The sequence below is a fragment of the Plantibacter sp. CFBP 13570 genome, from assembly GCF_014841395.1.
Lineage (GTDB): Bacteria > Actinomycetota > Actinomycetes > Actinomycetales > Microbacteriaceae > Plantibacter > Plantibacter auratus.
Genome location: NZ_JACYTW010000003.1, coordinates 102,961 through 123,163, shown reverse-complemented (window position 1 = coordinate 123,163; position 20,203 = coordinate 102,961). Strand labels below are relative to the sequence as shown.

Sequence of the window (20,203 nt, the reverse complement as noted above, 5' to 3'; positions counted from 1 at the left end):
GGAGGACGGATCAGCGGCCCTTGCGCTTCTTGCGGCGTTCCCGGGCGAGCTCCTCCTGCTTGGCCTTCCGCGCGGCGAGCTGGGCGCCTCGGCTCGTCCCGGCGGCGGTGCCCTGGGTCGAACCGGCCTTCGGCTTCTTCCGTCGTCTCGCAGCCTGCTGCGGTGCAGGAGCGGCGGCCTGCTCGGTCGGGGCGGACCGTCGCGAGCTGTTGGCCGTGCGTCCGCGCACGATGCCGATGAACTCCTCCACGGCTTCGTCCTCGCGGTCCTGCGGCCAGACCAGCACGACCGGGATCGATGGAAGACCGACGATCGGACGGTACTCCACGTCCTTCCGCTGGTGCAGTCGCGCGACCGACTGCGGGACCACGACGATCCCGACCTCGGACGCGGCCAGTTCGACCGCTGCCTCCGGGTCGTCGGTCAACGGGGCCGCCGGGGCGTCGAACCCGAGTACGGCGGCACGTTCGGCCCATTCGAGGACGAGCGGCGTCATGATCAGCTGCTCGTCGGCGAGCGCGGCCATCCCGACCGTGTCCTCGGCTCCGAGGGCAGCGCCCTTGGCGAAGACGACGACGGGGAGCTCCTCGAACAGGGAGATCGTGTTCAGCCCGTCCTGGTCGATCGGGACCCGGGCGAGCACGACGTCCGCCGCACCGGAGGCCAGGACCGCTCGCTGCTCGTCGAGGTCCACTCGGATCAGGCGGAGTTCGTCCTCCGGACGGCGCTCGCTCCAGATGCGCGCCCACTTCCCCGGGTTCACACCGCGCGCGTAGGCGACGGTCAGCGCCGGCGGGACGATCTCCGGCACCGTGTCGGCACCGATCCCGTCGTCGCCGACCTCGATCCCGTCGACCTGGTCGTCCTGCCTGTCCATCGAAGCCTCCACTGCTCGGCTTGCCACACTACTGCAGCTCAGTCGACGGGTGATCCGGCCGGTTGGGCGAGGACACCGCAGCGAGGTACGCTGAGCGAATGGGTGCGAGCGAACAGATCATGAAACCGGCGACCGCGGCGAAGAAGCTCGGGGTCTACCTGCCGGCGACCCCGGCGTCGTTCCAGGAGGAGCCGATCACGCGGTCGGCGTTCCTCGAACTGCAGGCGAACCCGGCGGACTGGCTCGTCGAGCTCCGCAAGAACGGACCGCACCCGCGCGACGTCGTCGCCCGCAAGCTGGGCGTGTCGACCTCCGGTCTGGCCCGCGCCGAGATCACCGAGGCGTTGACCACCGAACAGATTCAGGAGCTCCTCCGCACGCTGCCTGCCTGGCTCGTGCAGGAGCGCGCCGTCCACGCCGAGGTGAACGCCGAGAACGCCCGGGTCAACGCCAGGAACGCCGAGCGCCGCGCACGATCCGAAGCCGGCGAGTAGCCGTCAGCCGGCGACGATCCGCTTCGCGCCGGCCTCGAACTCAGCCAGGTCGCCGCGCTCCCCCGAGCGGTACGCGCGACCGCCCCACCAGCACATGTAGCTCAGGAACGCGGCGAGCGCTCCCCCGCCGATGAGCATCTTGACCGCCCACGGCCACGGTGCCGGCGTCACGAAGCCCTCGACGAGCCCCGAGACGAAGAGCACGATCACCAGCCCGATGGCGATCGTGAACAGCGCTCGGCCCTCCTCGGCAAGCGCCTGGCCCCTCGTCCGTGGCCCCGGTGCCACCCAGGCCCAGAAAATGCGGAGACCCGCCGCCGCCGCGACGAACACCGCCGTGAGCTCGAGCATGCCGTGCGGGAGGATGTACTCGAAGAACACGTCGCCCTTGCCGTAGGCGAACATCACCCCTGCGGCCTGCCCGACCCCCTGGGCGTTGGTGACGATGATGTACGGGACCCAGACACCGCTGATGCCGAACGCGACGCATTGCGCTGCGATCCACGCGTTGTTGGTCCACACCTGACCGGCGAAGCTCGCCGCCGGGTTGTTGGAGTAGTAGGCGACGAAGTCGTCCTCGACGTACTGCTTGAGCTGGGCGTCGGTACCGAGGTTCGCGAGGACCTGCGGGTTGCCGGCGATCCACACGGCGTAGAGGGTCGCGATGACGACCGTCGCGACCGCGACCGCGAGGGTCACCCACCGGACCCGGTAGAGCGCGGCCGGCAGCGCCAGGACGAAGAACCGCGGGACACTCGACAACACGTTCGCGCTGGCGCCGGTGAACCGGAGGCGCGCCCGCGACAGCGACACCGAGAGGCGGTCGCCGACGAGGGTCGATCCGGCCGTCGTCTTGATCGCGGAGAGCTGGGTCGCTCCGGCCTGGTAGCGGTCGATCAGCTCATCGGCCTCCGGCCCGCTGAAGAACCGCTGCTTGCCGAGCGCGTCGAGGCGGTCCCATTCCTGGCGGTGGGCTGCGGAGTAGGCGTCGAGGTCCATCGCAGCCATGCTACGCGTTGGTGGCGCTCCATGGCCGGTCCCCCGCGCATCTGCTTGAATGGAGCACATGTCCGAACCGGCCCGGGTCCCGCTGCACGAGACGACGCTGGACGACGGCACCGAGCTGATCACCGGCGAGGCGGTCGCCCTCGACGTGCGGCCCACCGGATTCATCCTGCGCGCGGCGGGCGCCATCATCGACTACGTGGTGTCGATCCTCGTGTTCGTCGGCCTCATGCTCGCGATGTTCTCCTGGATCCTGTCCGGGGTCGCCATGGACACCGCGATGTTCACCGCCATCGTGCTCGGCCTGACGGTGCTCTGCCTCGTCGTCCTGCCGGCAGCGGTCGAGATCGCCACCCGCGGACGGTCGCTCGGCAGACTGGTCGTCGGTGCCCGCATCGTCCGGGACGACGGGGGTGCACCCGGCTTCCGGCACGCGTTCATCCGTGCCCTCACCGGGTACTTCGAGATCTACGCCACAGCCGGCGGCATCGCCGCACTCACCGGCCTGCTCAGTGCTCGCTCGAAGCGTCTGGGCGACGTGCTCGCCGGGACCTACAGTCAACGTGAGCGTCTGCCGCGGGTGGTGGAGCCCGTCGCGATGATCCCGCCGCAGCTCGCCGCCTGGGCCGGCGGCGCCGACGTGGCCCGACTGCCCGACCCGCTGGCGCGGCGCGTCACCCAGTTCCTCAAGCAGGCCGGCTCACTGACCCCGGCCACGAGGACCCGATTGGCGGCCGAACTCGCGGCAGAGGTGTCCCGATTCGTGTCGCCCCTGCCGATCGCTCCGCCGGAGGCGTTCCTCGTCGGGGTCTCCGTCATCCGCCGGGAGCGCGAGTACCAGGCCCAGCTCGCGGCCCGTCAGCGCCTGTCACTCCTCCAGCCGGTGCTGAGCGGTCAGCCGCACCGGTTCCCCGACCGCTGAGGCGGGGAACCGGCGGCACCGCCTAGTAGCGGTAGTGGTCGACCTTGTACGGGCCCTCGACCGGCACGCCGATGTAGTCGGCCTGCTCGCCCGTAAGCGTCGTCAGCTGCACGCCGAGCGCGTCGAGGTGCAGGCGTGCGACCTTCTCGTCGAGGTGCTTCGGCAGCACGTACACGCCGATCGGGTACTCCTCGATCCGCGTCCAGAGCTCGAGCTGTGCGAGCACCTGGTTCGTGAACGAGTTGCTCATCACGAACGAGGGGTGCCCCGTCGCGTTCCCGAGGTTCATGAGGCGTCCCTCGCTCAGCACGAGAACGCTGCGCCCCGTGGGGAGGCGCCACTCGTGGACCTGGGGCTTGATCTCGATCTTCTCGGCCCCCTCGAGCGCCTCGAGCGAGGCCATGTCGATCTCGTTGTCGAAGTGCCCGACGTTCGAGACGATCGCGAGGTGCTTGAGCGCGAGGATGTGATCGAGGGTGACGACGTTGAAGTTGCCGGTGCACGTCACGATGATGTCGACCTGGTCGGCGACGCTCTCGAGGGTCGCGACCTGGAAGCCGTCCATCGACGCCTGGAGGGCGCAGATCGGGTCGACCTCGGAGACGATGACCCGAGCGCCCTGGCCGCGGAGGGCCTCGGCCGCGCCCTTGCCGACGTCGCCGTAGCCTGCGACGAAGACGACCTTGCCACCGATGAGCACGTCGGTCGCGCGGTTGAGGCCGTCCGGCAGCGAGTGCCGGATGCCGTACTTGTTGTCGAACTTGCTCTTCGTGACCGAGTCGTTCACGTTGATCGCGGGGAACAGCAGCTCACCCTGCTTCGCCAGCTCGTAGAGGCGGTGGACACCGGTTGTGGTCTCCTCGGTCACGCCGAGGATGTCGGCGGCGACCTTCGTCCAACGGTCGCTGCTGCCGGCGAGCGAGCGACGGAGCACGTCGAGGACGATGCTGTACTCGTGGCTGTCGGCGTCCGTCGTGTCGGGGACCGCTCCCGCCAGCTCGAACCGACGGCCCTGGTGGACGAGCATGCTCGCGTCGCCACCGTCGTCGAGGATGAGGTTGGGGCCGGTCCACTCGGCGCCGGCCGTGGCCGCCTCGGTCGACCAGTCGAAGATCTGCTCGGTGCACCACCAGTACTCTTCGAGCGTCTCGCCCTTCCAGGCGAAGACCGGCACACCGGCCGGTGCCTCGACGGTCCCGTGCGGACCGACGGCGACGGCGGCCGCCGCCTCGTCCTGGGTCGAGAAGATGTTGCAGCTCGCCCAGCGGACCTGGGCACCGAGCGCGACGAGCGTCTCGATGAGCACCGCGGTCTGCACCGTCATGTGCAGCGAACCGGCGATACGGGCGCCGGCGAGGGGCTGGCTCGCGCCGAACTCCTCGCGGAGGGCCATCAGGCCGGGCATCTCGTTCTCGGCGAGGCGGAGCTGGTGTCGGCCGGCCTCGGCGAGTGACAGGTCGGCCACCTTGAAGGGCAGGGTGGTCGTGGGGGCAGACGGTGCGGAAGAACTCATGACGCCATTCTCGCAGACCGTCACGCGTCGTGGACCTTCATGTCGGCCCCGAGATCGGCACGGCGTGGTGGGATGCCGCTGGTCAGGAACCGTAGCCGACGTCGCCGAGGACGCTGTGCTTCACGACGCTCCAGCCCTGCGGCACGCTCAGCCGCACGGCGTGGATGGAGCAGAGGTCGTAGCTGTGCGGGCTCTTCTCGATGCTCAGCGGACCGAGGACGGCCATCGAGTCACGGTAGTCGTAGGTCAGCGTCGCCACGGGCTCGCGCGAGCAGCCGACCTTCGAACACATCCTGTCCACCATTTGCCCCAGCGTAGCCCGCGGGCGACGGCGGCACCGTCCGGCTCGCCGGTCGAGCGGGTCTGAACCGGGCCGCCGACGACACCTAGACTGGACGCATGGCGCTGGCTGACGAGGAGACGCGAGGCGCCCTCTCGCGCCGCCGATCACGGCACGGTCGCAACGGTCGTTCGAGCGTCGTCGGACCGGACGTTCCACCGATCGACACTCGCATCGACCAGTTCGACCTGACGGTCGCCACCACCGCCGACTACCTCCGCGGAGCCTGGCCCGCCGAACTCGCCGACGTCCGGTTCGAGGTCGGCGCGATGCCCGCGCAGAACTCCGGGACGGACGGCGTCGACCGTTGGTTCGTCGACCGAGCACGCCGACGGATCATCCTGTACCGGTTGCCCATCCAGCGGATGAGCAAGCTCCACCGGAACGACGAGCTGCATCAGCGCATGATGGTGGAGAGCTGCGTGTTCCGCGCCGTCGCCGAGCTCCTCGGAAAGGACCCCTGGGACCTCGGGCCGGAACGCTACCGGTTCCTCTGACCCGAGGCCGCCGCGGTCAGCGCGGGTAGACGCTGATCGGTGCCGCCAGCGGGTTCGGCGGTGTGACCGGCAGCGACGTGAGCCGCCCCGCCGCAGAGAGACTGATCGAGGCGTGGAGGCCGTCGGCCCCGGCGAGGACGTAGCTCTGACCGGCGCCGACGCCGATCGTCACCGCCGCTCCGGCTCCGACCTTCGTCGTGGTCTCCTTGCCGTCAGCCCCCGTCAGCGTGAGTTCGGCCTCGGAGCCAGACGGGTTGAAGACGTGGAGCTTCTGCCCCGGCCCGGTGGGGACCGTGAAGGCTGCGGTGTCGTCGAGAGCGGGTGTCGCTCCGAACCAGGCGAAGTCCTCGAGCGTTCCGCCGCGCGAGTTCGTCCTGGCCGCCGCGACCACGGGTCGGGTCGAGGTGACCTCCAGCGAGAACTCACCGGCCGGGAGTTCGGCGAGCGCGATCTCACCGGGAACTCCCGGCTGGATGGTCGCGTCGATGACGATCGGCTCGTCTTTCGCGTTCTCTCGGGTGGCGGTGATGACGACGTCGGCGGGCTCGGATCCCGGCGCGAACAGTCTGAGGGCCGTCGCCCGGTCGTCGACGGACGCCGTGTCGGAGCTCGCCCCGGCGGCCGCCGGGGCCGTGACGACGACGCCCGGGATCACGAGGTCGGTCGACGGCGACGCGGTCGGCCCCTGGACCTCGACACCACCGGGGGTCAGGACGCGGACCGTGCTCTGCTGGAGCGCGGCCACCACCTGGCCGCCCTCGCTCGTCACGTGCACGACCGGGGTCGGCTCGTTGGGTGCGAGGCCGGTGAGGGCGATCACCCGCTGCGTGCCGGTGGCGACGACGATCCCGGCGGCACCCGGAGCGTCGATCCGCCCGGCGGCGCCGAAGACCTCGAGGGTCACGTTCGCATCGACGGCCGACGGATTGCTCAGGAGGACCAGCGTGGTGCGACCGATGTCACTCGATCCGCCGACGAGCCAGCTCTCGGCCGATGCCGGCGTGCAGGCGGCGGCGGCCAGGCCGGCGACCTCGGCTTCGGCGGCGATCTGCGACTGCGCACCGCTCAGGGGCGTCACCGTCCCGTCGGTCGCGCCGGGGACGGTGATCACCGTGGGTCCGCCGTCCGCCGCGCCGCTCGTGTTGTCGGGTGCGGCGAGCTCACTCGTCGTGGGCGTCACCCCGTTCGCTCCGAAGTCGACACTCGCCGGGCCGAAGGAGCCGGCTGCCGTCGCGGCTGTCGCGTCCTGGGCCAGGGCGAGCAGCGGCCCCGGGCACACGACCGACTGGTCGCCGGCCACCGGGGTGACTCGGATGTCCTGAGGGGCGATCTCCACCGTCGGGAGGGGCAGCTGCCCGGCCGCTGCGATCGTGACCGCGGCGATCCCGATCCCGACGAGGCCTGTGACGATCCGACCGGAGGTGATGGCGACTCCGCGCTTACTGGGCATGCGGCTGCTCCGTTCCCGGGGTGTCCCGGCGGGTGGTGTCGGGATCCGGCGTCGTCTCGGTCGAGTCGCTCGGATCCGGATCTGGCACGGCGGCATCGCGCGCGGCGACCGCCGGTTCGTCGGGGACCTGGTCGGCTGTGGTGTTCGCGTCCGCGTCGGCGTCTGGAGTCGACCCGGTCACGTCGCGGTCCGTGTCGACGGTGTCGTCCGTGACCGGCACGGTTCCATCGCGAGCGACGGTGTCGTCGGCCGACCCGGTGTCGACGGTCGATGCACGGTCGTCGACGGACTCGGCGTCATCGGCTGGTTCGGCAGTCACCGCCGCGGGCACGGGCGCCTCAGCGGAGGAGGCCTGCCCCCGACGCCACCAACGCGGCTTGGACGGGCGGGTCGACGCGTCGGTGGTGTCGGCAGACTCGGAACCCTCCGCCTCGTCGTCGAGATCGGCGGTCGGTTCCTCGTCGTCGTACGTGCCGGTCGCCTCGTCGTCGATCACCGCGACCGTCGCCCCGGACGCGGCCGCCTTGCGAGCAGCACGACCCTTCAGCTTCACGGGCTTCCGGGATCCCGCGCGGTATCCGTCGCGGGACGCACCGTTGGGGATGCTCAGGAGCAGGGTGATGAGGAACACGACGCCAAGACCGACACCGATGAGGGTGCCGAGCACATTCGACGTCGGGAGCTCGGGACCGGTGCCGACGTCCGCGACGGTGCGCCAGAGTGTGCCGCTCGTCGTGTCACCGACGGCGACCAGCGCCGCGTTGGCGTCGAGCGCACTCGCCGCACGACCGGCGGTCTGACCCGCCACCGTCTGCTCCTCGCCGTCGGCGACCGGCGACAGCAGTACGAAGGCGATACCGTGCTCGACGAGGGTCTCCGTCGGGTCCAGTCCGCTCTGCGACGCGAGGTTGCCGGCGAGCTCGGCGACGACGCGGTCGTCCGAGGACACGCCGGGGGCCGTCTGGGCGATGGTCGACTGGCCGTCGAGCGTCTCCCCCTGGCCACGGATGACGACCGCGGTGATGGTCCCGTCGTCGCCGGGGGTGATGACGAGGGTGCCGAGCCGAGGATCGGTCTGCGTCGCGGCCGTCACGTAGGCGGGCAGCTGGCGACCGGAGCTCTCACGGACCACCGAGGTGCCGAGAGGCTGGGCGAGGGCGAGTGGGAGGGCGATCACCGCGGCGGCGAGGACCATGACCAGCGCCGGAACCGCCCGGAACCGTGGGATGCGGTCGAGGCCGAGGGTCGCAGCACCCACGATCCCGAGCCAGTACAGGCTGATCGCCGCGCCGGCCCAGACGGGGACGGCCGTTCCGGCGGCCGAGGCGAGGAGGAGATGCGTGGCGAACACGGCCGACACGAGTCCGAGGAACGCCGCGATGAGCAACGGGACGGCCCGTCGGGACCCCGGGAGGAACAGGGCCAGCAGAGCGAGGATCGCGAGCGGCGCGAGCAGCGCGGGCACCACGATGGCGGGAGCCGCACCCGGCAGTCCGAGCGCTGCACCGAGCTGGCTCCATCCACCCAGGCTGCCGCCGGGGAAGCCGAGGGACAGTTGCCAGCCGGACGCCGCGGTCGCAGGCGTCGCGACACCGGGGTCGGCGAGGATTCCGAGCCAGTTGTTCCGGTGGAGCCCCTGCTGCCAGATGAGCGGAGCGAACAGCGCGATGGCGGGGATCGGGACGAGGCCGACCCTGGCGACACCACGACCGGCGAAGACCATCGCGACGACCCAGATGACGAGCAACGCCGGGGCGAGGGACGGCGAGCTCGCGACGATCGCGGCGAACAGGAAGGCGCTCGTGCCGGCTGCGGCCCACGACCGGGACGCGACCACACCCGCGTAGAACAGCCAGGGCAGCAGGACATGGACGATGACGGCCGCGGGACGTCCATCGGCGAGTGCGGTCAGGAGCGTCGGGGCGAGCGCCCAGAGCAGCGCCGCCACCGCTCGAGGACCGCTGCGCTCCGTGAGCCGGGTGGCAGCGAACCAGGCGCCGAGCGCCGAGAGCGGCAGTGCGAGCAGGAAGAGGAGGACCAGGGAGAAGGACGGCTGCCAGAAGGTGATGGTCCCGAGCACTGCGAGGACCGCGCTGAACGGGTCGGCGGCACCGACGAAGCCGAGACCGACGTCGCGCCACCCGAAGCCGATGTGCTGCCAGAGTTCGCCGACCGTCGCCGAGAGCGGGAGGAGTCCCCCGCCGGTGAGGTACGTGGCTCCGAGGAGCGGAGCGAGGATCGCCGCTCCGATGACCGCCGTCGCGAGGACGACCCAGGCGCCTCCGCCGGAGAAGAAGCGAAGGTCGCGTTCCTCACCGATGAAGCCGATCTGCGTCGCCTCCCGCGCGAGCGCGCGTTTGCGTCGGACCTCGTCGAGTCGCATCCGCAGGCCGGCGATACTCGACCAGCCCAAGGTGCGGTTCTTCGCGAGCTGGCGCCGCGCACTCCCGACCTTCGTCCCGGAGAACGCGACGGCGAACGCCGCCGAGAGCTCGCCCAGCACGAGCTCGGGTTGCTTCTTCACGAAGTGGCCGATGACCCGCAGGATGGCGAGGGGCACGAGGCTGAGCCAGTGCACCGGGACCATGATCCCCGGCGCATAGACGAGGCGACGGTGGAGCTGTGCGGCGCGGGCCTGGCGGTGGCGACGGCGACGCGCGCCGAGCCGGTTCGACCAGGAGGGTCCGGCGATGCCTTCGCCGGCTGAGGCGACACGCGCCGTCGGCACGACCGCGACCAGGTAGCCCGCGAGGCGGGTCCTGATGCAGAAGTCGAGGGCGTCGTCCGCGACGAGGGCCTGGTCGAAGCCGCCCAACCGGTCCCACAGCTGATGGCGCACGAGCATGCCGGCCGGACCGACCGCCATCACGTCGTTCATCGTGTCGTGCTGGGCCTGGTCGAGCTCGTCCTCGACCACCGGGACCGCCGCCCCGAGGGTGGTGATCGTCTCGCCGTAGCGACGGAGGAACGACGCGTCGTCCCAGTCGAGGATCTTCGGGCCGGCCACACCGACGGACGGCGAGACCTCGAGGGCGCCCAACAGGGCGGCGAGCGCCGTCGGCTCGGGAGCCGTGTCCTCGGAGAGCAACCAAAGCATCTGCTCGGCGTCCTCCGGCTGATCGGTGACGCGGACGCCGGCGGCCACGGCCTGCGCGAAGCTGAGGTCCTCGGTCGAGGTCACGAGCTTCATGCCGGGGACGCGACCGAGTTCCTCGATCGTCGCCTCACTCGCGCGGGTGGCGACGGCGATGATCCCGTCCGCCGGACGGGTCTGGGCACGGAGGGCGTCGAGCGTGCGTGCGAGCGGCTCTGAGCCGTCGCGCACCACGAGAATCGCCGTTACTCGGGGAGACATCGGATTCAGACTAAGCGGGTCCGGCCGGAAGAGCGGGAACCGAGCGGGCGCGCCCCGAATCGGGGGCGTTCCGGTGAGCCGGGAGCGGTTCGGCCAGCGTTCGAGGAAGCGTCAGACGGCGCGCTTGCGCAGCTTCCGGCGCTCGCGCTCGGAGAGGCCGCCCCAGATGCCGAAGCGCTCGTCGTTCGCGAGCGCGTACTCCAGGCACTGCGACTTGACGTCGCAGCTGGTGCAGATCCGCTTCGCGTCGCGCGTGGATCCACCCTTCTCGGGGAAGAACGCCTCGGGGTCGGTCTGCGCGCACAGCGCATCGGTCTGCCAGGAGAGCTGGGTGTCGTCCTCGCCCTCCGCAGCGGGCTGACGGACGCCGGGGACTCCCAGATTGACCGGATCGACGAACCAGTCGTCGGGTACTCCGGCACGATACTCAGGAATCGCCATACCGTCTCCCCACCTACTCGTACCCTGCGCCACGCGGCGCGATACATAATTACACCCTTGTAGTTATGGTCGAGTCAAGTCGCACATCGTAAAGCCTCAATCGCGAGGTGAGGGTTCGCGACGCGCCGAGTGTGACCCGAACTGGGTGTCGGGGCACGTCGGGGCGGATCGTGCGGCCGCGCGACGTCAGTCGGCGGCGCGCCTGGCCCGCCATGCACTCTCCACCATCTGGCGCAGATCGTGTCGCATCCGCCAGTCGAGGTCGCGCGCTGCGAGCGCGCCGGACGCGACGATCCGTGCGGGGTCGCCCGCCCTCCGCGGCATGATCTCGGGGGTGAAGTCGATCCCGGTCACCTCCGCCATCGCGGTCATGATCTCGCCGACGCTCGACCCGTCGCCGCTCCCGAGGTTGTACGCCGCCTCGAGGGGCTCACCCGCATCGAGCCGCTTGGCCGCGGCGACGTGCGCGGCCGCGAGATCCGCGACGTGCAGGTAGTCGCGGACGCAGGTGCCGTCCGGCGTGGGGTAGTCGTCGCCGTTGATGCGGGGCGTGCGTCCGGCGAGGAGCGCGTCGAAGACGAGGGGGAAGAGGTTGTGCGGGCTCGTGTCGTAGACCTCGTCCGTCCCGGAGCCGACGACGTTGAAGTACCGCAACGAGGTGTGGCGAAGCCCGGTCGCGACACCCTGGTCGCGGAGCAGCCACTCGCCGATGAGCTTGGACTCGCCGTAGGGCGACTCAGGGGCCTTCGGGGTGTCCTCGGTGACCAGGTCGACGTCCGTGGTCCCGTACACCGCGGCGCTCGACGAGAAGACGATGCGCTCCACCCGGTGCTCCTCCATCGCGGCGAGCAGCATCGCGGTGGCCGTGACGTTCTGGGCATAGGTGTGGAGTGGGCGCTGCACGGAGACACCCGCGTACTTGTACCCGGCGACATGGACGACGCCGCTCAGCTCGAACTCGGAGAAGGTGCGCTCGAGGACCGAGCCGTCGAGCAGGGTTCCGCGGACGAACGGCACTCCGGCCGGGACGAAGCGCTCGTGCCCGCTCGACAGGTCGTCGAGGACGACGACGTCGATCCCCTCCGCCTGGAAGGCCCGAACCACATGGGCTCCGATGTATCCGGCTCCGCCCGTCACCAGCCACGCCACGATGTTTCCTCCAGGGAGTCCTCCACCTGCCGTGCTGCAGACGGAGTGACCAGACTACTGGAGGCGCGTGCGTCGTGCGCCGGCACGGCTGGGGACACGGCGATAGCCGTCGGTCAGGACGACACGGAGGGTCGCGGCGGAAGCGACGACCGCGGTGAGGACGATGATGATGCCGACGACGAGTGCGATGATGGACATGTCTGAAACTCTAGGAATGGCGAAAAACTGCCACCAGTGGCAGGATGGACGCAAAGCAGCACATTCCTGCCAAATCGATCATCCGGAGGTCCCATGCTGTCGAAGGTCGCCCTGCTCGCCATCCCGGGGCTGCAACCGTTCGAGTTCAGCGTCGTCTGTGAGGTCTTCGGCATCGACCGGTCGGACCAGGGCGGTCCCGCCTTCGACCTCCGCATCGTCACGAAGGACCCTGGACCGGTCCGGATGAACCTGAGCGACGACGGTGCGCGGGGCTTCGACATGATCGTCGACGACGACCTGTCGTTCGCGGCCGAGGCGGACCTCGTGGTGATCACCGGTCGTGGTGGATCGCGTGCCGGAGCGGTCGACGAGGCCTACCTCGACGTCCTCCGAGCGGCGGAGGCACGGGGTGCCTGGGTCCTCAGCGTGTGCAGCGGGTCGTTCGTCCTCGGTCAGGCCGGGCTGCTCGACGGTCGGCGCAGCACGACCCACTGGATGTACACCAGCGAGCAGCAGACGATGTTCCCGGGCACCACCGTCGACCCGGACGTGCTGTTCGTCGAGGACCGCAAGGTCATCACGGGCGCGGGGACCGCTGCCGGCATCGACGCGTGTCTGCACCTGGTACGACAGGAGTACGGCGCGGCGAGCGCAAACGTCATCGCCCGCCGGATGGTCGTCCCGCCACAGCGTGACGGCGGTCAGGCGCAGTACGTCCTCTCCCCCGTCGCGGCGCAGCAGTGCGAGTCCCTCGCCCCGGTGGTCGACTGGATGCTCGACCACCTCGCCGAGGACCTGCCCATCGGGCGCCTCGCGCGGCAGGCGCACATGTCCGAGCGGACCTTCGCACGCCGCTTCCGCTCGGAGCTCGGCAGCACGCCGGCGGCCTGGCTGAACCGGCAACGCCTGTTCCGAGCCCAGGAGATGCTCGAACGGACCGACCACGGTGTCGAGCGCATCGCGGCGGACACCGGGTTCGGCACCGCGGCGGTCCTCCGTCATCACTTCGACCGCGTCCTCGGCACCACGCCCGCCGCCTACCGGCGGAGTTTCGGGGTGCGGGAGAGCGCCTGAGCTGGGTGGACCGGACCACCCGGCCGGGCGGTCCGGCCTGGGTGGTCAGGCCTGGGTCGTCGCCAGGAACAGGGTCCCGGTCCCGGAGAAGCGCAGCTCCGCCTCGTCGGGCGTGATGAAGGCGTAGCCACCTCGACCGAGCTCGATGGACGAGGTGGCTCCGGTGATCCGCACCGAGCCGTCGACCACGATCGCGATCCCGGGGCCGGGGAGCCGGAACGACGACTCCTGCTCGGACGGCTCATCGGACAGGTCCACCCGCAGCAGCTCGAAGTCCGGCACGTCCGGGACGAAGAGGCTGAGCCCCCCACCCAGGTCCGTCGGGGTGAGCCACGGCACCGGCCGCGGCTCGAACTCCAGGACCTCGAGCAGCTCGGGCACGTCGACGTGCTTCGGGGTGAGCCCGCCGCGCAGGACGTTGTCGCTCGCGGCCATGAGCTCGACGCCGATGCCGCGGAGGTAGGCGTGGATGTTCCCGGCTGGGAGGTACAGCGCCTCTCCTGCTCGCAACGTCACGAGGTTGAGGAGGAGGGCGACCGCGATGCCGGGATCACCCGGATACTCCTGCGCGAGCCGCCCGACCAGGGCACGCTCGGCGTCGAACGCGCCCGAACCGGGAGCCGCGGCGGACACGACGAGGGCGTCGAGCAGCCCGCCGGGGAGCTGCTCGAGCAGGATCCGCACGGTGTCGCGGAGCCCGTCGGGGGCGGCCAGCATCCCCCGGAGCATGGTGATGCGCGCCGCAGCAGCCGGATCGGGCGCCGAGGCCACCAGCTCGGCGAGCAGCGCATCGGTCGCATCGAGCTCGCGGAACCCGCAGAGCGCCTCGAAGCCGTCCCGGAGGGCGACGATGAGTTCCGGCTTGTGGAGCGCGTCCTTGTAGTTGCGGTGCGGAGCGTCGAGCGGCACCCCTCGTGCGTTCTCGGCGGCGAAGCCCGCGGCGGCGCGGTGCAGGTCGGGGTGGGCCTGCAGCGAGAGCGGATGGGCCGCTGCGAGGACCTTGAGGAGGAACGGCAGCGAGCCGTGCCCGCCGAGCGCGGTGGGATCGGCGGCGAGCCAGCGCTCGAGGTCGGCGTGTCCCCCCACCGTCGACGGATCCGCGATCGGCGTCGGCGCCCCGGGGTGTGCGCCGAGCCAGAGTTCCGCCTCCGGACGTCCTGAGCGCTCGGACCCGAGCACCTCCGCGATCGCCGTCGACGACCCCCACGCGTAGTCACGAGGAGTGGCACGGAGCGGCACGAACATGGTGGGGCCCTTTCGACGGACGAGGGTGACGCGCCAGCCGGACCCTGGGGCCGCTTGGCGTCGTCCTACAAGCCGTGCGACGCGGTCGCCCGGCACCGTGCACCAAACTACCAAGCCGTTGTCCGCGCCGAGCACACCTGCCTAGGCTGGCCGGGACGCCGATCCGGCGCCAGCGGACGCAATGGAGCAACGGACCATGATCTTCGAACCCCTCGCCAGCGACTTCTACGGCTTCGAGAGCCTTCTGACGGCTCCCGAGCAGGAGGCCATCGCCCGCCTCCGAGCCTGGGCCGAGACCGAGGCGAAGCCGATCGTGAACGAGTACTGGGAGCGGGCCGAGTTCCCGAAGCACCTCATCACCCCGCTCCTCGAGCTCGACGTCGCCCGGTGGGCCTGGCCGGAGACGACGCCGTTCGAGAACAGCGCCGTGTTCCGCGGCCTCGCCTCGATGGAGCTCTCCCGGATCGACGCGTCGATCTCCACCTTCGTCGGGGTGCAGGACGGTCTCACCATGGGCTCGATCAGCGAGTGCGGCTCCCGGGAGCAGCAGGACGAATGGCTCCCGAAGCTCGCCTCCGGCGAGGTCCTCGGTGCCTTCGGACTCACTGAACCGCAATCGGGGTCGGACAGCGCACAGGGGCTCCGCACCACGGCGACGAGGGACGGCGACGACTGGATCCTGTCCGGCTCGAAACGGTGGATCGGCAACGCGACCTTCAGCGACATCACGATCATCTGGGCGAAGGACACCGCCGACGGTCAGGTGAAGGGCTTCATCGTGCCGACCGACTCCCCCGGCTACTCCGCGACCAAGATCGAGGGCAAGATCAGCCTGCGCATGGTGCAGAACGCCGACATCACCCTCGAGAACGTCCGGGTCCCCGAGCGCCTCCGGCTGCAGCACGCGAACTCCTTCCGCGACACGGCGAAGGTACTGCGACTCACGCGCGCCGGCGTCGCCTGGTCGAGTGTCGGCGTCGCTGTCGGCGCGTACGAGGCGGCGGTCGCCTACGCCAAGGAGCGCGTGCAGTTCGGCAAGCCGATCGCGGGCCACCAGCTGATCCAGGACCTGCTCTCGAAGTGCCTCGGGAACATCACGGCATCGATGGCGATGTGCGTCCGGGTCTCGCAGATGCTCGACGAGGGCACCCAGCGCGACGAGCACTCCGCGCTCGCCAAAGCGTTCTGCACCGCGCAGATGCGCGAGACGGTCGCGTGGGCACGGGAGATCATGGGCGGGAACGGCATCGTGCTGGACTACCACGCCGCCCGGTTCTTCGCGGATGCCGAAGCCCTCTACAGCTATGAGGGCACGCGGGAGATGAACGCGCTCATCGTCGGGCGGGCCATCACCGGCACTGCGGCGTTCGTCTGACCACCGCGCTGGACCAGGGCCTCGGTGGCGGCCGCAGCCGCTACCCTGGGGGCACGATGCTGTCCACCGAACCCGCCCCGCCCCGCCCGCCGGCAGCGCTGACGACACGCGCACTCGTCGTCAGGCACGTCGCGGTGTTCGCGACGTTCGCGGTCCTCGCCGGGACGTTCTGGACGAACCTCTTCACCATCTGGGGGTACACGGCGGTGGCCCTGGTCTCAGGCGGCGCCGCGCTCGCGTGCCTGATGGTCGTCCGCCCGAACTGGCGGCGCACCAGGGTGCCGTGGTCGCTCGTCGGTTACGGGGTGCTGTCGATCGTGTCGCTCGCCTGGTCCGCCTACCCCAGCGGCACGGCCGCGACCCTGCTCGGTGCGGCGCTGTGCACGATCCTCGGCGTGACCCTCGCCGGCTGCTTCACTTGGCCCGAGGTCATCCGGGTCCTCGGCCGTGCCGTGACGTGGGTGCTGTCACTGTCCCTCCTCTTCGAGTTCGTCGTCGCAGCGATCATCCGGCACCCGGTCCTCCCGAACTTCTACGCCGGGGACTCGGCGGACCCGCCCCTGCTCGACTACTGGTCGCGGGACCTCCTGTTCTCCGGAGGACGCATCCAGGGCATCTCGGGGAACGCCAACCTCCTCGCCGTGGTGGCGCTGCTCGGGATCATCGTCTTCGGGCTCCGGCTGGCGGCGCGCCGCGACGAGCCCGGCGCAGCCAGGCTGACCGGCCCGGAACGTCGCTGGACCCTGCTCGTCCGCCTCGGTCTCTCCGTCGTGATGTTCCTCCTGAGCTTCTCGACCACCATCCTGCTCGCCGCCGTGGTGACGGCGGTGGTCCTCGCCGCTGCACTCGCGATCCGTCGGGCGCCTCGCCCGGAGGCGAGGACACCGGTGTACCTCGGCTTCCTCGGCATCGGGGTCGTCGGCGCGGTGGGAGCGGTCGTCTTCCGGACGCAACTCCTCGGCCTCCTCGGGAAGAGCCCGGACCTCACCGGTCGACTCGACATCTGGGCGACCGTCTGGCGCCTCATCGAACAGCGGCCGGTCTTCGGTTGGGGTTTCTCGAGCCCGTGGGCACCGTGGGAGCCGCTCTTCACCGACCTCGTCATCCGACGCGGCGTCCGACAGCTCCAGGCGCACAACGCCTGGCTCGACGTCTGGTTCCAACTCGGCGTCGTCGGCCTCGTGCTCTTCGCCGCGGTCGTCCTGTCCATGTTGACCCGCACCTGGTTCCTCGCCGTCGACCGTCCACGCGTCGACCTCGACGCGCGGCGTCCGTACACGGCACTCTCGCTCGCCCCCGTCCTCATCGCGGTCTCCCTCGTCGTGCAGTCGGTCGCGGAGAGTCGGTTGCTCATCGAGTCCGGCTGGGTCCTCCTCGTGCTCCTCGTCGTGAAGACCAAGCAGGAACCCGCCTGGCCGATCCCCGCCGTCGCCGCGTCGTCCGATCTCGCACCCGCGCACCGGCGCGACGTCGTCGGCGGATGAGCCCGGCGTGAGACCGGCGGACTTCGACGCGTTCTCCGTCGCCGCGCGCGTCCTGTCGTCTGCGCCGTTGGCCGCCGCGTTCGCCACCATCGCCGTCGCGACCGCCTTCGGTGAGCACCTCGTCACGAGCCTGATCGGTGTCGCCGGGTTCAGCGCGATGCTCGTGGGCCTCGCGACGATCGGCACGGGCATCCTCCTCGCACGCCTCCCCATCATCGAGTGGCGTGGCCTCCTGCCGATCTCAGTCCTGCTGTTCCTCGCCTGGAGCGCGCTGTCGCTGGTGTGGAGCGCCACGCCGCTCGCAACCGTGCCCGCCATCGGCGGGCAGCTCGCGTGGGCCTTCATCGCCATCGTGATCGCGCTGACCCGTGACACCATCCAGATCGTCCGGGCGACGGGCACCGCCTTCCGCGCGCTCCTCGGCACCTCGCTGGCCCTCGAGGTCGTGAGCGGCGTCCTCATCGACACCCCGCTGCCGTTCCTCGGGATCAGCGGGAACCTCGCCTTCGGTGGCCCGTTGGAAGGGGTCTTCGGAAGCCGGAGCGCCCTCGGCATCGCGGCCCTGCTCGGTCTCGTCACCTTCGTCGTCGAATGGCGGACCCGTTCCGTGCGTCATGGGGTGACGATCGGGTCCATCGCCCTCGCCGCCGGGCTCATCCTGGGCACGCGCTCGCCGAGCGTCGCGCTCCTCGCCGCGGCCCTCGGCATCGCGACCGCAGTGCTCTACGTCTTCCGACAACTCCGACCGGAACTGCGCCGCACCTGGCAGTTCGTCCTCCTCACCGTCCTCGCGCTCGTCGGCCTCATCGGGTACCTCTTCCGGTCCGAGGTGTTCCGCGTCCTCGGTCTCGGGCTCGAGATCGAGCAGCGTTACGCACTCTGGCAGGAGACCCTGCGACGCCTGGCTCCGAGCGAGATCAACGGCTGGGGATGGACGGGCGGCTGGGTCTCCGACGCTGTCCCGTACCGGTTCATCGACGCTGGCCTCGGCCGCACGAACGACTCGGCGCTGAACGCCTACCTGGACGTGTACCTGCAGCTCGGACTGATCGGGCTCGCCCTGTTCCTCCTCCTCGGCGGCCTGGCGCTCGTGCGGACCTGGCTCATCGCGACCAACCGGCGGAGCGTCGTGCACGTCTGGGCTGCGCTCATCGTCGTGACCCTGCTCGCATCGGGCGCTGCCGAGAGCAGCCTGCTGCTGAGCGGCGGGTGGTTGCTCCTCGTGGTCTGCGCCGTCATCGGTGCCGGCGGGCTGAGCTGGCGGCACAAGCTCCCCGAACGCTGAACCCGGCCGCGGTTCCGGATCACCGTGCATCGGTTCCCGGGGCGACGACCGCTCGCACCGTCTGCGCGAGGATCCTCAGATCCACCGCAGCCGACCAGTTCTCCACGTAGTACAGGTCGAGATCGACCGAGTCGTCCCAGGAGAGGTTGGACCGCCCGCTGACCTGCCACAGTCCGCTCATACCCGGCTTCACCAGGAGGCGTCGCTGCGCGAGCAGGTCGTAGCGCTCGACCTCCCAGCCCCGATGGGGCCTCGGACCGACGAGGCTCATCGAACCACCGAGCACGTTCAACAGCTGCGGCAGCTCATCGAGCGAGTATTTCCGGAGGAGCCGTCCGATCGGCGTCACGAGCGGATTGTCCGGGGCCTTCGTCAGCAGTTCGTCCGCGTGCTGCTGCACCGCGAGGGCTGCCCCGGTGTCGGCGTCGGCGGCCATCGAGCGGAACTTCAGGATACGGAACGGGCGGCCGCGCAGACCGATGCGCTCCTGCCGGTACAGCACGGTCCCCCGACTCGTCGTCTTCACTGCGAGCGCGACCGCGAGCATGACCGGGGCCAGGAGCACGAGCAGCGTCGCGGACCCGATGATGTCGAACGTCCGCTTCGCCGCAGCCTTGGCCCCGGATATCTCGAGATGGTCCACGTGGATGAGCGGGATGCCGGCCACCGCCTGCAGGTACAGGCGGGTCGAGGCCACACCCGTGAGCGTCGGTGCGATGATGAACTTCACCCCGCGCTCGCTGAGGTCCCAACCCAGGCGTCGGAGATCTGCGGGGGTGAGTTCGGCGGGGCCGACGAGGATCACGGTGTCCGCTTGGACCTCCATCGCGGCGTCGAGGATCGACGGCCGCCCGGCGAGGACCGGGGCGTCCGCGATGCGTGCATCGTCGTCGATGCCCGGGGTCGCGACTCCCACCACCCGATGCCCTGCCCAGTCGCCCCGTCGCATGCGCTCGGCGACATGCACCGCGTGGTCGCGGTCACCCACGAGCAGCGTGCGGTAGACGAGCGCGCTTCCGCGCCGCCGCGCACGGAGGTGTCGACGGGCGCCCCAGCGGACCGCCAGGAGCAGGGCGACCCCGAGCGGCATGGCTGTGAGCAGGAACCCGCGTCCGATCTCGAGCTTGAGGAGGTAGGACGCCATCGCCACGGTGCCGAAGACCGTCGTCGTCACGACGACGACCCGTCGATACGGCGTCCAACCGTCCGCCAGGACCCGCGGGTGGCGCGACCGGGCAGCGGCCAGGGGCGACCACCACGCGACGGCGAGCGCGAAGGTGACTGCGGGATAGCCGAGGTCGAAGCGTCCGAACGACCCGACGACCTGCACGGTCCCGTGCCAGTACGCGTCCCACCACAGGAGCTGGGTCACGCTGAGCGCCACCGTGACGGCCAGGAGGTCGAGGACGAGGATCACGCGTGAGCACCGGCGCTCCCAGAGGCGTCGAGCTTCGACGAAGGGCATGACGGTGGCCTTCCTAGGTTCGGACCGATCCAGT

18 protein-coding genes are annotated in these 20,203 nt (G+C 70.5%); 7 read left to right on the top strand and 11 right to left on the bottom strand.

All coding sequences use genetic code 11. The annotated features are described in order from the left end of the window. Nucleotides 1-10: 10 nt before the first annotated feature. Nucleotides 11-877 (bottom strand): LysR family substrate-binding domain-containing protein, encoded by an 867-nt coding sequence (locus IFT89_RS02230; protein ID WP_137243353.1) that lies wholly within the window; start codon nt 875-877, stop codon nt 11-13. A 98-nt stretch (nt 878-975) separates the two neighbouring features. On the opposite strand from IFT89_RS02230, the gene IFT89_RS02225 reads away from it, so the two are divergent. Beyond that, nucleotides 976-1,371 (top strand): DUF5997 family protein, encoded by a 396-nt coding sequence (locus tag IFT89_RS02225; RefSeq protein ID WP_056012681.1) that lies wholly within the window; start codon nt 976-978, stop codon nt 1,369-1,371. Between the two features lie 3 nt (nt 1,372-1,374). Here IFT89_RS02225 and IFT89_RS02220 read toward each other — a convergent pair whose 3' ends face one another. Further along, the gene (locus IFT89_RS02220) at nt 1,375-2,370 is read right to left on the bottom strand and encodes a stage II sporulation protein M (RefSeq protein WP_191941445.1); all 996 of its coding nucleotides are present in this window, start codon (nt 2,368-2,370) and stop codon (nt 1,375-1,377) included. A 67-nt stretch (nt 2,371-2,437) separates the two neighbouring features. Here IFT89_RS02220 and IFT89_RS02215 point away from each other — a divergent pair, with 67 nt between their 5' ends. Beyond that, nucleotides 2,438-3,298 (top strand): RDD family protein, encoded by an 861-nt coding sequence (locus IFT89_RS02215; protein WP_085513390.1) that lies wholly within the window; start codon nt 2,438-2,440, stop codon nt 3,296-3,298. A 22-nt stretch (nt 3,299-3,320) separates the two neighbouring features. Here IFT89_RS02215 and ahcY read toward each other — a convergent pair whose 3' ends face one another. After that, on the bottom strand, nt 3,321-4,811 hold the full coding sequence (gene ahcY / locus IFT89_RS02210) for an adenosylhomocysteinase (protein WP_202938090.1): 1,491 nt from the start codon (nt 4,809-4,811) through the stop codon (nt 3,321-3,323). Nucleotides 4,812-4,893: 82 nt separating this feature from the next. Continuing rightward, nucleotides 4,894-5,103 (bottom strand): DUF3499 family protein, encoded by a 210-nt coding sequence (locus IFT89_RS02205; RefSeq protein ID WP_369808449.1) that lies wholly within the window; start codon nt 5,101-5,103, stop codon nt 4,894-4,896. Between the two features lie 107 nt (nt 5,104-5,210). Between IFT89_RS02205 and IFT89_RS02200 the strand changes: the two genes are divergently transcribed. Continuing rightward, nucleotides 5,211-5,648, top strand: a complete 438-nt coding sequence (locus IFT89_RS02200; RefSeq protein ID WP_192018522.1) for a metallopeptidase family protein — start codon at nt 5,211-5,213, stop codon at nt 5,646-5,648. Nucleotides 5,649-5,664: 16 nt separating this feature from the next. On the opposite strand, the gene IFT89_RS02195 is transcribed toward IFT89_RS02200, so the two are convergent. From IFT89_RS02195 to IFT89_RS02175, 5 genes are all read right to left on the bottom strand, one after another. Beyond that, on the bottom strand, nt 5,665-7,098 hold the full coding sequence (locus tag IFT89_RS02195; RefSeq protein WP_192018521.1) for a DUF5719 family protein: 1,434 nt from the start codon (nt 7,096-7,098) through the stop codon (nt 5,665-5,667). Further along, the gene (locus IFT89_RS02190) at nt 7,088-10,453 is read right to left on the bottom strand and encodes a glycosyltransferase family 2 protein (protein WP_194645521.1); all 3,366 of its coding nucleotides are present in this window, start codon (nt 10,451-10,453) and stop codon (nt 7,088-7,090) included. The genes IFT89_RS02195 and IFT89_RS02190 overlap by 11 nt, the downstream gene beginning before the upstream one ends. 111 nt (nt 10,454-10,564) lie before the next feature. Further along, entirely contained in the window at nt 10,565-10,894 is a 330-nt protein-coding gene (locus tag IFT89_RS02185) for a WhiB family transcriptional regulator (protein ID WP_079002812.1), read from the bottom strand. A 186-nt stretch (nt 10,895-11,080) separates the two neighbouring features. Then, the gene (gene galE, locus IFT89_RS02180; RefSeq protein ID WP_064295220.1) at nt 11,081-12,043 is read right to left on the bottom strand and encodes a UDP-glucose 4-epimerase GalE; all 963 of its coding nucleotides are present in this window, start codon (nt 12,041-12,043) and stop codon (nt 11,081-11,083) included. A 54-nt stretch (nt 12,044-12,097) separates the two neighbouring features. Next, nucleotides 12,098-12,241, bottom strand: coding sequence for a hypothetical protein (locus IFT89_RS02175; protein WP_202938089.1), 144 nt, complete (start codon nt 12,239-12,241; stop codon nt 12,098-12,100). Nucleotides 12,242-12,334: 93 nt separating this feature from the next. Here IFT89_RS02175 and IFT89_RS02170 point away from each other — a divergent pair, with 93 nt between their 5' ends. Beyond that, on the top strand, nt 12,335-13,315 hold the full coding sequence (locus IFT89_RS02170; protein WP_202938088.1) for a GlxA family transcriptional regulator: 981 nt from the start codon (nt 12,335-12,337) through the stop codon (nt 13,313-13,315). Nucleotides 13,316-13,360: 45 nt separating this feature from the next. On the opposite strand, the gene manA is transcribed toward IFT89_RS02170, so the two are convergent. Then, entirely contained in the window at nt 13,361-14,560 is a 1,200-nt protein-coding gene (gene manA / locus IFT89_RS02165) for a mannose-6-phosphate isomerase, class I (protein WP_202938087.1), read from the bottom strand. Nucleotides 14,561-14,756: 196 nt separating this feature from the next. Here manA and IFT89_RS02160 point away from each other — a divergent pair, with 196 nt between their 5' ends. The 3 genes from IFT89_RS02160 to IFT89_RS02150 are packed head-to-tail and all read left to right on the top strand — an operon-like array spanning nt 14,757 to nt 18,704. Beyond that, the gene (locus tag IFT89_RS02160; protein WP_202938086.1) at nt 14,757-15,935 is read left to right on the top strand and encodes an acyl-CoA dehydrogenase family protein; all 1,179 of its coding nucleotides are present in this window, start codon (nt 14,757-14,759) and stop codon (nt 15,933-15,935) included. Between the two features lie 56 nt (nt 15,936-15,991). Continuing rightward, on the top strand, nt 15,992-17,419 hold the full coding sequence (locus IFT89_RS02155; protein WP_191941448.1) for an O-antigen ligase family protein: 1,428 nt from the start codon (nt 15,992-15,994) through the stop codon (nt 17,417-17,419). A 7-nt stretch (nt 17,420-17,426) separates the two neighbouring features. Further along, nucleotides 17,427-18,704, top strand: coding sequence for an O-antigen ligase family protein (locus tag IFT89_RS02150; protein WP_202938085.1), 1,278 nt, complete (start codon nt 17,427-17,429; stop codon nt 18,702-18,704). A gap of 19 nt (nt 18,705-18,723) precedes the next feature. Here IFT89_RS02150 and IFT89_RS02145 read toward each other — a convergent pair whose 3' ends face one another. Continuing rightward, on the bottom strand, nt 18,724-20,169 hold the full coding sequence (locus IFT89_RS02145) for a sugar transferase (protein WP_202938084.1): 1,446 nt from the start codon (nt 20,167-20,169) through the stop codon (nt 18,724-18,726). Nucleotides 20,170-20,203: the final 34 nt, after the last annotated feature.